Annotated in this window: 9 protein-coding genes; 2 read left to right on the plus strand and 7 right to left on the minus strand. The window is 72.8% G+C overall.

The window, feature by feature from the left end:
• Positions 1-12: 12 nt before the first annotated feature.
• Together FGW31_RS25280 and FGW31_RS35105 are read left to right on the plus strand one after the other, a co-directional pair.
• Complete coding sequence (locus FGW31_RS25280) at positions 13-948, plus strand: peptidoglycan recognition protein family protein (RefSeq protein WP_142195814.1); 936 nt, start codon at positions 13-15, stop codon at positions 946-948.
• Positions 945-1,121, plus strand: a complete 177-nt coding sequence (locus FGW31_RS35105; protein WP_167530116.1) for a hypothetical protein — start codon at positions 945-947, stop codon at positions 1,119-1,121. The genes FGW31_RS25280 and FGW31_RS35105 overlap by 4 nt, the downstream gene beginning before the upstream one ends.
• A 33-nt stretch (positions 1,122-1,154) precedes the next feature.
• Here the strand turns inward: FGW31_RS35105 and FGW31_RS25285 are convergent, their stop codons facing one another.
• The 7 genes from FGW31_RS25285 to FGW31_RS25315 all read right to left on the minus strand — a co-directional run bounded on the left by FGW31_RS25285 (position 1,155) and on the right by FGW31_RS25315 (position 11,690).
• Positions 1,155-1,673: a DUF4240 domain-containing protein gene (locus FGW31_RS25285; protein WP_142195868.1), complete on the minus strand. Its 519-nt coding sequence runs from the start codon at positions 1,671-1,673 to the stop codon at positions 1,155-1,157.
• A gap of 52 nt (positions 1,674-1,725) precedes the next feature.
• A complete protein-coding gene (locus tag FGW31_RS25290) occupies positions 1,726-2,703 on the minus strand; it encodes a helix-turn-helix transcriptional regulator (protein ID WP_142195815.1) in 978 nt (325 codons plus the stop codon).
• Positions 2,704-2,762: 59 nt separating this feature from the next.
• Positions 2,763-5,465 carry a pyruvate dehydrogenase (acetyl-transferring), homodimeric type gene (gene aceE, locus FGW31_RS25295; RefSeq protein WP_142195816.1) on the minus strand — a complete coding sequence of 901 codons (2,703 nt, stop codon included), beginning with the start codon at positions 5,463-5,465 and terminating at the stop codon, positions 2,763-2,765.
• Positions 5,466-5,776: 311 nt separating this feature from the next.
• Complete coding sequence (locus FGW31_RS25300; RefSeq protein ID WP_142195817.1) at positions 5,777-6,400, minus strand: GntR family transcriptional regulator; 624 nt, start codon at positions 6,398-6,400, stop codon at positions 5,777-5,779.
• A gap of 230 nt (positions 6,401-6,630) precedes the next feature.
• Positions 6,631-8,466, minus strand: coding sequence for a 2-oxoglutarate dehydrogenase, E2 component, dihydrolipoamide succinyltransferase (gene sucB, locus FGW31_RS25305; protein ID WP_142195818.1), 1,836 nt, complete (start codon positions 8,464-8,466; stop codon positions 6,631-6,633).
• 62 nt (positions 8,467-8,528) lie between these two features.
• Entirely contained in the window at positions 8,529-9,917 is a 1,389-nt protein-coding gene (gene lpdA, locus FGW31_RS25310; RefSeq protein ID WP_142195819.1) for a dihydrolipoyl dehydrogenase, read from the minus strand.
• Between the two features lie 240 nt (positions 9,918-10,157).
• Entirely contained in the window at positions 10,158-11,690 is a 1,533-nt protein-coding gene (locus FGW31_RS25315) for a leucyl aminopeptidase (protein ID WP_142195820.1), read from the minus strand.
• Positions 11,691-11,796 lie beyond the last annotated feature (106 nt).

Raw genomic sequence — 11,796 nt, forward strand, 5'->3', positions numbered from 1 at the left:
CACAGTGAGACCATGCGTGTCCTCAGGAGACCGCGCGGAGCGCGGAAGCGCCGCTCCCCCCGGATACCCGGCGGGCCCGGCACCCCGGGCCTGCCCAGGGCCGCCGCGGCCCCGCTCGGCTGTCTGCCGGGCCTGGCCGCCGCCGTGGCCCTGGTGCTCTGCGCCCACGGCGTGGAACACGCCGCCGAGTCCGGTGCCGCCGGCAGCGCCCGGAACACCCCCGCCCACCAGGCGCCCCGCCCGGACGTCGTGCCGCGCTCGGCCTGGCTCGGCGACGCCATCCGCGACCAGCCGCCGCCGCGCTACGACGACCGGGTCGTCGCCGTCTTCATCCACCACACCGACTCGCCCAACGACTACGACTGCGCCGAGTCGCCCGGCATCATCCGGGGCCTGTACGAGGGCCAGACCCTCGGCCGCGACTGGGACGACCTCGGCTACAACTTCGTCGTCGACCGCTGCGGCACCATCTACGAGGGCCGTGCGGGCGGCACCGACCGCGCCGTCACCGGCGCCCACACCCAGGGCTTCAACCACCGCACCACCGGCATCGCCGCCCTGGGCACCTTCACCGCGGGCACGTACGTGCCGCCCGAGATGCTGCGCTCCATCGCCGCGCTGGCCGCCTGGAAGCTCGGCACGTCCGGCACCGACCCGCGCGCCCGCGTCCGGCTGGTCTCCAGCAACGGCGGCAGCCGGTACGCGGCCGGCACCACGGCCACGCTGCCCGCGCTCGCCGGGCACAGCGACGGCTACATGACCGACTGCCCCGGCGCCGCCCTGGAGGCCCGCCTCCCGGACGTCAGGAACCTCGCGGCCCGCCTCCAGGGCCGTGACACCGGGGACACCCGGACCGGCACCCGCAAGGACACCGGCAACCTCACCGAGAACGCCGCACGGAGTCCCGTACGGCACAGCGACACACCGAACGAAGAGCAGAACCGATGAACGACACCCCTGACCGAAGTACCACCTGGGCCGAGGCCCTGCGCCGCCCCTGGACCGCCCTGTGCGCCGCCGCGGCCGTCGTCCTGGGCCCGGCGGCCCACACCGCCTCCGCCCTCATGCAGGCCAACGCCGCGCCCCTGCGCCACGCACCCGGCCCGCACCGGCGCACGTGAGCGACCGCCGCGCACCGGGGGAGCGGCCGGGGCTCAGCCCCCGAACCGCTCCCACAGCCGCGGGTAGCGCTCGGCGAGCAGCGCCTCGTTCTCGAGGTCGAACGGCGTGCCCTCCGGCTCCGCCGGGGCCGCGGGCAGCCCGAGGTCGGGCGCCACCGTGCCGGTGAGCTGCTCGTACGCCTCGTCCGCCGCGTAACCGAGGTCCTCGCCGTCGCCGTCGAGCTCCTCGTCGAAGTCCTCCAGCAGGTCGGCGAGCGCGTCCGGGTCGTGCAGCGCCCCCTCGAACACCTCCCGGCCCTGGCCGATCAGCCAGCACCGGAAGTAGTCGAAGGCGTCGTCGCTCGCCCCGCCCAGCAGCAGCCAGGCGGCGCCCCACAGGTCCCAGCGGTAGGCGCGGTGGTAGCGGGCCTCGAAGTGACGGGCGAAGTCCAGGACCGCCTCCGGGTCCAGCCGCACGAGCCGCTCCACGAGCAGGTCCGCCTGCTCCTCCGGGTCGCCCTCGGCGTCCTCCCGGGCGGCGTCCATCAGCTCCCAGAACTCCGTCTCGTCCATCACGCGTCCAGCATCGGCCCTGGGACCGGGCGACGCACCCGGAGTGCGCGCACTATCGCGGCCGGTACAGCTCCGCCAGCCGTGCCGCCTCGGCCGCGAACCGCTCCCGCAGGCTCCGCGGGGCCAGCACCTCCACGTCCGCGCCCAGGGCCGTCAGCTGCGTGTGGGCGACCTCCTCGGACTCCACCGGCAGGGTCACCGTCACCCACCCGTCGCCGTCGGGCCCGCCCGCCTCCGCCAGCGCCTCCCGGGCGGACGCCGGATCCACCGTGTGCGGCAGCCGGCGCACGCCCTGCGCGGTCAGCCGCACCACCACCTCCGCCCGCAGCAGGGACCGCGCGAACTGCTCCGCCCGCTCCTCCCAGAACGCCGGCAGGTCGAACTCCGCCGCCCGTTCGAAGCGTTCCTCGCCCGCCTCCACCGCCGTGAACCGGTCGATCCGGTACACCCGGAAGGCCTCCGTCCCGGCGACCCGCGCGCACAGGTACCAGACGCCCGCCTTCAGCACCAGCCCGTACGGCTCCAACTCCCGCTCCACCTCGGTGTCGTCGCGCCGGTAGCGGGCGGTGATCCGCCGGTCGTCCCACACCGCGTCCGCGACCGCCGGCAGCAACTCGGGCGTCACCGGCTCGCGGAACCAGTTCGGGGCGTCCAGGTGGAAGCGCTGCGCCGCCGTCCGCGAGGCGTCCCGCAGCGACGGCAGCAGCGCCGCCGACACCTTCAGCCGGGCCGCCGACGCCGCGTCCTCCAGCCCCATCTCGCGCAGCGCCCCCGGAACCCCGGACAGGAACAGCGCCTCCGCCTCGCTGCGCGCCAGCCCCGTCAACCGCGTCCGGTAACCGCCGACCAGCCGGTACCCGCCGATCCGTCCCCGGTCGGCGTACACCGGCACCCCGGCCTCCGACAGGGCCTGCGCGTCGCGGGTGACGGTCCGCTCCGACACTTCCAGCTCCCGCGCCAGCTCGGCGGCGGTCATGGCGGGCCGGGACTGCAGCAGCAGCACCATCTTGATCAGCCGGGCAGCACGCATGGGCCCATCATGCAGGAAGGCCCCCGCCGGAGCGGGGGCCTTCCTGCATGATCGGACCGTCACAGGCCGTACTTCTCGCGCGCTTCCTTCACGGCCGTCGCCTGCACCTCGCCGCGCCGGGCGAGCTGGGCGAGGGACGCGACGACGATGGACTCGGCGTCCACACCGAAGTGGCGGCGGGCCGCCTCACGGGTGTCCGACAGACCGAAGCCGTCGGCGCCCAGCGAGGTGTAGTCCTGCTCGACCCACTGCGCGATCTGGTCCGGGACCTGGCGCATGTAGTCGGAGACCGCCAGCACCGGGCCCTCCGCGCCCTGCAGCGCCTGCCGGACGAACGGCACCCGGTCCTCGCCGCGCAGCAGCGCCTCGTCCGCCTCCATGGCGTCCCGGCGCAGCTCCGTCCAGGAGGTGGCGGACCACACGTCGGCGGCCACGCCCCACTCCTCGGCGAGCATCCGCTGCGCCTTCAGCGCCCAGTGGATCGCCGTACCGGAGCCCAGCAGCTGGATGCGCGGCGCGTTCGCCGCCGGGGACAGGCCCGCGGACTCCGCCGTGTTGAAGCGGTACAGGCCCTTGACGATGCCCTCGTCGACGCCGGCGGCCGACGGCTTGGCGGGCTGCGGCAGCGGCTCGTTGTAGACCGTCAGGTAGTAGAAGACGTTCTGGTCCTCGCCGGGCCGGGCCTCGCCGAACATCCGGCGCAGACCCTCCTTGACGATGACGCCGATCTCGTACGCGAACGCCGGGTCGTACGTCAGTGCCGCCGGGTTGGTCGCGGCGATGACCGGCGAGTGGCCGTCGGCGTGCTGCAGGCCCTCGCCCGTCAGCGTGGTCCGGCCGGCCGTGGCGCCGACCAGGAAGCCGCGGCCGAGCTGGTCGCCGAGCTGCCACATCTGGTCGCCGGTGCGCTGCCAGCCGAACATCGAGTAGTAGATGTAGAACGGGATCATCGTCTCGCCGTGCGTCGCGTACGACGTCGAGGCGGCGATGAACTCGGCCATGGCGCCGGCCTCGGTGATCCCCTCGTTGAAGATCTGGCCGTTCTTGGCTTCCTTGTAGTACATCAGCTGGTCGCGGTCGACCGGCTCGTACGTCTGGCCCATCGGCGAGTAGATGCCGAGGGACGGGAAGAGGCTCTCCATGCCGAAGGTGCGCGCCTCGTCGGGGACGATCGGCACCCAGCGCTTGCCGGTCTCCTTGTCGCGGACCAGGTCCTTGACCAGGCGGACGAACGCCATGGTGGTGGCCACGTTCTGCGAGCCGGAGCCCTTGTCGAACGCGGCGAACGCCTTGTCGGCGGGCTGCGGCAGCGGCGCGACCGGGTGGACGCGGCGGGCCGGGGCCGGACCGCCGAGGGCGGCGCGGCGCTCCTGGAGGTAGCGGACCTCGGGGGAGTCGGCGCCCGGGTGCGCGTAGGGCACCACGTCGTCGACGAACTGCGCGTCGGAGATCGGCAGGCCGAGGCGGTCGCGCATCGCCTTGAACTCGTCCACCGTCAGCTTCTTCATCTGGTGGTTGGCGTTCTTCGAGGCGAAGCCCTCACCGAGGGTGTGGCCCTTGACCGTCTGCGCGAGGATCACGGTCGGCGCGCCCTTGTGGGCGAGGGCGGCCTTGTATGCGGCGTAGACCTTGCGGGCCTCGTGGCCGCCGCGCGAGACGTGGAAGCACTCGAGGATCTTGTCGTCGCTCAGCAGCTTCGCCATCTCGACGAGCGCCGGGTCCTTGCCGAAGAAGTCCTCGCGGATGTAGGCGGCGTCGCGCGTCTGGTACGTCTGCACCTGCGCGTCGGGTACCTCGCGCAGCCGGCGTACCAGCGCGCCGGTGGTGTCGAGCTGGAACAGCTCGTCCCAGGCCGTGCCCCACAGGGTCTTGACGACGTTCCAGCCGGCGCCGCGGAACTGGGCCTCCAGCTCCTGCACGATCTTGAAGTTGGCGCGGACCGGGCCGTCGAGGCGCTGCAGGTTGCAGTTGATGACGAAGGTCAGGTTGTCCAGCTGCTCGCGGGCGGCGAGGGTGAGCGCGGTCGTCGACTCGGGCTCGTCCATCTCGCCGTCGCCGAGGAACGCCCACACGTGCGAGTCGGAGACGTCCTTGATGCCGCGGCTGGTCAGGTAGCGGTTGAAGCGCGCCTGGTAGATCGCGGAGATCGGGCCGAGGCCCATGGAGACGGTCGGGAACTCCCACAGCCAGGGCAGGCGCCGCGGGTGCGGGTACGACGGCAGGCCGTTGCCGCCCGCCTCACGGCGGAAGTTGTCCAGGTGCTGCTCGTTGATCCGGCCGTCGAGGAAGGCGCGGGCGTAGATGCCGGGGGAGGCGTGGCCCTGGATGTAGAGCTGGTCGCCGGAGCCGTCGCCCTCCTTCCCGCGGAAGAAGTGGTTGAAGCCGGTCTCGTACAGCCAGGCCGCGGAGGCGAAGGTGGCGATGTGGCCGCCGACGCCGTATTTGCTGCCGCGGGTCACCATGGCCGCCGCGTTCCAGCGGTTCCAGGCGGTGATCCGCTGCTCCATCTCCTCGTCGCCGTCCACGGCCGGCTCGGCGGAGGTGGGGATGGTGTTGACGTAGTCGGTCTCGAGGAGCTTCGGCAGCGCGATGCCGGCTCCCTCGGCGCGCTCCAGCGTGCGGCGCATCAGGTACGCGGCACGGTGCGGCCCGGCCGCCTTGGCGACGGCGTCCAGGGAGGCCTGCCACTCGGCGGTCTCCTCGGGGTCGCGGTCCGGGAGCTGGTCGAGCTCGCTCGGCTGGATGGCGTTGGGGTCGGTCATGTCGCCGCCTTCCTCAGTCGAAGGGGGTTCCCTCATCGGTAAGGGTTCGGGGGTGCCCTTGGTCTTTGGCAGGACAGGGCGGGGGCTCGGGTGCGAGCCCGCTGGCGACTGTAACCCCCTGATCGATGATCGATCAAAGGGTTGAGGGTCAAAATCTCTTGATCACGAGAAAGTCGGCACGCGGTGCCTCCGAAAATGGCACGCGGTGACGCCTGCTCCGGGGGTTTGCGCAGGTGGGAAGGGGTGTCCTCGCCGGCCTCCGAGTCCCGCCGGAAGGTGACGGAAAGCGGCGGCGGAGGCGGCGGAAACGGTTACGCCCGCGGCGCGCAGCCCAGTACATGCGCCTTGACCAGCTCCGCGATCCGCGGATCCCGCCGCCGGAACGCCGCCACCAGCTCCTCGTGCTCCTCGGCGTACGACTGCTGCACGGTGCCCAGCCACCGTATCGACAGCGCCGTGAACACCTCGATCCCGAGCCCCTCCCAGGTGTGCAGCAGCACCGAGTTCCCGGCCGCCCGCACCAGCTCCCGGTGGAACGCCACCGTGTGCCGCACCTGACCCGTCCCGTCGGACAGCCGGTCCGCCTCGTACAACGCCGCCACGTGCGGCTCCAGCGCCGAGCAGTCCTCCGCCAGCCGCGCCGCCGCCAGCTCCGCCGCGATCGCCTCCAGGCCCGCCCGGACCGGGTAGCTCTCCTCCAGGTCGGCGGCGGTCAGGTTCCGCACACGTACGCCCTTGTTCGGCGCCGACTCGATCAGCCGCAGGGACTCCAGCTCGCGCAGCGCCTCCCGCACCGGCGTCTGGCTGACCTCCAGCTCCGTCGCGATGCGCCGCTCCACGATCCGCTCGCCCGGCTGCCAGCGTCCGCTGATGATCCCTTCCAGGATGTGCTCGCGGATCTGTTCGCGCAGCGAGTGGACGACGGGCGCGGTCATGAAAGCTCCTTCGGGAGGGGCCCCACTGGCCCCCGGGGGCGGTGACGCTTAGACAATACGGCCGCGAGCCCGCCCGGGAAGGGCGCACGGGGGCGCTTTCGCCCAGGTGAGACGAGACTTACACGGTCCATACGCGCGCGCCGGGGCCCGACGGACGCCGATGCCCCCGCCCGGGAAGCCTCAGCGGCTTCCGGACGGGGGCACCGTACGACCGTGTCAGTGACCGCGGGTCACAGGCCGAGCTCGACCTCGAACTCGCCCGCTTCCAGGATCGCCTTGACCGCCGTCAGGTAACGGGCCGCGTCGGCGCCGTCCACCAGGCGGTGGTCGTAGGAGAGGGTCAGGTAGGTCATGTCGCGGACGCCGATGACCGTGCCCTCCTCGGTCTCGATGACGGCCGGACGCTTGACCGTGGCACCGATGCCGAGGATCGCGACCTGGCCCGGCGGCACGATGATCGTGTCGAAGAGCGCGCCGCGCGAACCGGTGTTGGAGATGGTGAAGGTCGCACCGGACAGCTCGTCCGGCGTGATCTTGTTGGCGCGGACCTTGCCGGCCAGCTCCGCCGTGGCCTTGGCGATACCGGCGATGTTGAGGTCACCGGCGTTCTTGATGACCGGGGTCATCAGGCCCTTCTCGGAGTCCACCGCGATACCGATGTTCTCGGTGTCGAAGTAGGTGATGGTCCCCTCGGCCTCGTTGATCCTGGCGTTGATCGGCGCGTGGGCCTTCAGCGCCTGGGCCGCGGCCTTGACGAAGAACGGCATCGGCGAGAGCTTCACGCCCTCGCGCGCCGCGAACGCGTCCTTGGCGCGGGCGCGCAGCTTCATCAGGCGGGTGACGTCGACCTCGACGACCGAGGACAGCTGCGCCTGCTCGTGCAGCGCCTTGACCATGTTGTCGCCGATGACCTTGCGGATGCGCGGCATCTTCACGGTCTGGCCGCGCAGCGGGGAGGCCTCCAGGGCGGGGGCCTTCTTCGCGGCGGGCGCGGCCGGGGCGGCCGGAGCCGGGGCAGCGGCGGCGGCCTTCGCGGCCTCGGCGGCGGCGAGGACGTCCTGCTTGCGGATGCGGCCGCCGACGCCGGTGCCCTGGACGGTGGACAGGTCGACGCCGTTCTCGGCGGCGAGCTTGCGCACCAGCGGGGTCACGTAGGCGCCCTCGTCCGTCGGCTGGGCGGCGGCGGGAGCGGCCGGAGCGGCAGCCGGGGCCGGAGCGGCCGGGGCCGGGGCCGGAGCGGCCGGCTGCGGAGCCGGAGCCGGAGCCGCGGGGGCCTGCGGCGCCGGGGCGGCCGGAGCGGGCGCCGGGGCGGCCGGGGCCGGAGCGGCCTGCTGCGGGGCCGGGGCCGCGGGGGCCTGCGGCGCCGGGGTGGGCTCGGGCTGTGCCGGGGCCTCGGGGGCGGCCGGGGCCGGGGCGGCCGCCGGAGCGGCACCGGCCTCGCCGATGACGGCGAGCTTGGCGCCGACCTCGGCGGTCTCGTCCTCGCCGACCACGATCTCCAGCAGGGTGCCGGAGGCGGGGGCGGGGATCTCGGTGTCGACCTTGTCCGTCGACACCTCCAGCAGCGGCTCGTCGGCCTCGACGGTGTCACCGACCGACTTCAGCCAGCGGGTGACGGTGCCCTCGGTGACGGACTCGCCCAGCGCGGGCAGGACCACGTCCGTGCCCTGGGCGGAGCCGCCGCCGGTCGCGGCCTCGGCGGTGGGCGCCGGGGCCGGGGCGGGCTGCTCGGTGGACGGCTGGGCCTGCGGCTGCGGCTCGGGAGCCGGCGGGGCGGCCTGCTCGGCGGGCGCCTGCTCGGCGGCCGGGGCGGCGGCGGGGGCGCCGCTGCCGTCGTCGATCAGCGCCAGCTCGGCGCCGACCTCGACCGTCTCGTCCTCGGCGACCTTGATGGAGGACAGCACGCCGGAGGCGGGAGCGGGGATCTCGGTGTCGACCTTGTCGGTGGAGACCTCGAGCAGCGGCTCGTCGGCCTCGACGCGCTCGCCCTCGGCCTTCAGCCAGCGGGTGACAGTGCCCTCGGTGACGCTCTCGCCGAGCGCCGGAAGGGTTACGGAAACCGCCATGGTTTCGGTTGCTCCTTTAAAAGTGCGGAAGTCTGTGTCGTCGCGCCCGGTGACTGAGGGCGTCAGTCGTGGGAGTGGAGGGGCTTGCCGGCCAGGGCCAGGTGGGCCTCGCCGAGGGCCTCGTTCTGCGTCGGGTGGGCGTGCACGAGCTGGGCCACCTCGGCCGGCAGCGCCTCCCAGTTGTAGATCAGCTGGGCCTCGCCGACCTGCTCGCCCATGCGGTCGCCGACCATGTGGACGCCGACCACGGCACCGTCCTTGACCTGGACGAGCTTGATCTCGCCCGCGGTCTTGAGGATCTTGCTCTTGCCGTTGCCCGCCAGGTTGTACTTCAGAGCGACGACCTTGTCCGCACCGTAGATCTCCTTGGCCTTGGCCTCGGTGATGCCGACGGAGGCGACCTCCGGGTGGCAGTACGTCACCCGCGGGACGCCGTCGTAGTCGATCGGGACGGTCTTGAGACCGGCCAGACGCTCCGCCACCAGGATGCCCTCGGCGAAGCCGACGTGCGCGAGCTGGAGGGTCGGGACGAGGTCACCGACGGCGGAGATGGTCGGAACGTTGGTGCGCATGTACTCGTCGACCAGGACGTAGCCGCGGTCCATGGCGACCCCGGCCTCCTCGTAGCCCAGGCCCTGGGAGACCGGGCCGCGGCCGACGGCCACGAGCAGGACCTCGGCCTCGAACTCCTTGCCGTCCGCCAGGGTGACCTTGACGCCGTCCTGGGTGTACTCGGCCTTCTGGAAGAACGTGCCCAGGTTGAACTTGATGCCGCGCTTGCGGAAGGCGCGCTCCAGCAGCTTGGAGGAGTTCTCGTCCTCGACCGGCACGAGGTGCTTCAGGCCCTCGATGATCGTGACGTCGGAGCCGAACGACTTCCAGGCGGAGGCGAACTCGACGCCGATCACGCCGCCGCCGAGGACGATCGCGGACTTCGGCACGCGGTCCAGGACCAGGGCGTGGTCGGAGGAGATGATCCGGTTGCCGTCGATCTCCAGGCCCGGCAGCGACTTCGGCACGGAGCCGGTCGCCAGCAGGACGTGGCGGCCCTGGATCCGCTGCCCGTTCACGTCGACGGAGGTCGGGGAGGACAGTCGGCCCTCACCCTCGATGTAGGTCACCTTGCGGGAGGCGATGAGCCCCTGCAGGCCCTTGTACAGGCCCGAGATGACCTCGTCCTTGTACTTGTGGACCGCCGGTACGTCGATGCCCTCGAAGGTGGCCTTCACGCCGAACTGCTCGCTCTCGCGGGCCTGGTCGGCGATCTCGCCCGCGTGCAGCAGGGCCTTGGTGGGGATGCAACCCCGGTGCAGGCAGGTACCGCCGACCTTGTCCTTCTCGATCAGGGCGACGTCCAGGCCCAGCTGCGCCCCGCGCAGGGCCGCGGCGTAACCACCGCTGCCACCGCCGAGGATCACTAGGTCGAAAACGGTGCTGGCGTCGTTCGCCACGTCACGTCCTCCATGCATGTGCGCCACGCCGGTCTCCAGTGACCGGTCGGCGGCTGGTGTGCGGCCGCTTCTTGCCTTCGGCCCTTCGGTGGGGGCCCTGTCCTGCCGAGCCCCATCTTCGCACTTGTCGGCACCGGACGAGACGCCGGGCAGGCATGTGAGACACCCCACGTTCTCCCGCCGGGTGCGGTGACGGGGCCCCGCCCTGCCCGCGCGCGAGGCCCCGTCACCCGGAACGGGTCAGGCCAGATCGCCGGCGGCGGCCCGCTCCGCGAGCCGGACCAGCGTCCGCACGGCCGTTCCCGTACCGCCCTTGGGCGTGTAGCCGAAGGGGCCGCCCTCGTTGAAGGCGGGGCCGGCGATGTCCAGGTGGGCCCAGGTGATGCCCTCGCCGACGAACTCCCGCAGGAACAGGCCGGCGACCAGGCCGCCGCCCATCCGCTCGCCCATGTTGGCGATGTCGGCCGTCGCCGAGTCCATGCCCTTGCGCAGGTGCTCCGGCAGCGGCATCGGCCAGGCCGGCTCACCGACCTCCTCGGCGGCCTCGTGCACGGCCGTGCGGAAGGCGTCGTCGTTCGCCATGATGCCGAACGTGCGGCTGCCCAGGGCCAGCATCATCGCGCCGGTCAGGGTGGCCACGTCCACGATCGCGTCCGGCTTCTCCTGGGAGGCGGCCCACAGCGCGTCGGCGAGGACGAGACGGCCCTCGGCGTCGGTGTTGAGCACCTCCACGGTCTTGCCGCTGTACATGCGCAGCACGTCACCCGGACGGGTGGCGGAGCCGGACGGCATGTTCTCGGCCAGGGCCAGCCAGCCGGTGACGTTGACGTCGAGGCCCAGGCGCGCGGCGGCGACGACCGCGGCGAACACGGCGGCGGCACCGCTCATGTCGCACTTCATCGTCTCGTTGTGGCCGGCCGGCTTCAGCGAGATGCCGCCCGAGTCGTAGGTGATGCCCTTGCCGACCAGGGCGAGGTGCTTCTTCGCCTTGGAGGAGGTGTACGACAGCTTCACCAGGCGCGGGCCGGACGCGGAGCCGGCGCCGACGCCGAGGATGCCGCCGTAGCCGCCCTTGGTCAGGGCCTTCTCGTCGAGCACCTGCACCTTGATGCCGTGCTCCTTGGCCGCCGCCTGCGCGATGGCCGCGAACGCCTCGGGGTTGAGGTCGTTCGGCGGGGTGTTGATCAGGTCGCGGGCGCGGTTGAGTTCCTCGGCGACGGCGGTGGCCCGCTCGACGGCGGCCTTGAACGCCTTGTCGCGGGGCTTGCCGCCGAGCAGCGCGGCCTCGCCGAGCGGGGCCTTGCCGTTCTTGGCGTCCTTGCCGCGGTCCTTGTAGGCGTCGAAGGTGTACGCGCCGAGCAGCACGCCCTCGGCGACCGCGCCGGCGTCGGCGGCGTCCGCCACCGGCAGGGCGAACGCGGCCTTCTTGGTGCCGGCGAGGGCACGGGCGGCGACACCGGCTGCCCGGCGCAGGGCGTCGGTGTCGTAACCGGCGTCCTTCTCGGGCTGGGCGCCGAGGCCCACCGCCACCACGAGGGGCGCCTTGAAGCCGGCCGGCGCGGGGAGCTTCGTCACCTCGCCCTCGCCACCCGACGCGCCGAGCGTCTCCAGAACGCCGGCGAGCCTGCCGTCGTACGCCTCGTCCACGGCCTCGGCGCCCGGTGCGACGACCGGGGCCCCGGGCTTCGACGCCGAACCCTTGGCGACACCGATCACGATCGCGTCGGCCCGCAGGCCGGGGACCGCGGCGGTGCTGAGAGTGAGAGCAGTCACGGTGGTGAATTCTCGCTTCCGATGTGAAGTTGCTGTGGCCGAAAGGTGTGGGTCGACCGGGCCCGGCAGCCGACCCTAGTCGCGAGGTGCTGGGGCGGTCCCGTCG

The organism is Streptomyces calvus, from assembly GCF_006782915.1.
GTDB lineage: Bacteria > Actinomycetota > Actinomycetes > Streptomycetales > Streptomycetaceae > Streptomyces > Streptomyces calvus.

Coding starts and splice junctions, on each gene's coding strand:
- sucB (WP_142195818.1), bottom strand. CDS start 8,466: ATGGCGGTTTCCGTAACCCTTCCGGCGCTCGGCGAGAGCGTCACCGAG.
- FGW31_RS25300 (WP_142195817.1), bottom strand. CDS start 6,400: ATGACCGCGCCCGTCGTCCACTCGCTGCGCGAACAGATCCGCGAGCAC.
- FGW31_RS25285 (WP_142195868.1), bottom strand. CDS start 1,673: ATGGACGAGACGGAGTTCTGGGAGCTGATGGACGCCGCCCGGGAGGAC.
- FGW31_RS25280 (WP_142195814.1), top strand. CDS start 13: ATGCGTGTCCTCAGGAGACCGCGCGGAGCGCGGAAGCGCCGCTCCCCC.
- FGW31_RS35105 (WP_167530116.1), top strand. CDS start 945: ATGAACGACACCCCTGACCGAAGTACCACCTGGGCCGAGGCCCTGCGC.
- aceE (WP_142195816.1), bottom strand. CDS start 5,465: ATGACCGACCCCAACGCCATCCAGCCGAGCGAGCTCGACCAGCTCCCG.
- FGW31_RS25290 (WP_142195815.1), bottom strand. CDS start 2,703: ATGCGTGCTGCCCGGCTGATCAAGATGGTGCTGCTGCTGCAGTCCCGG.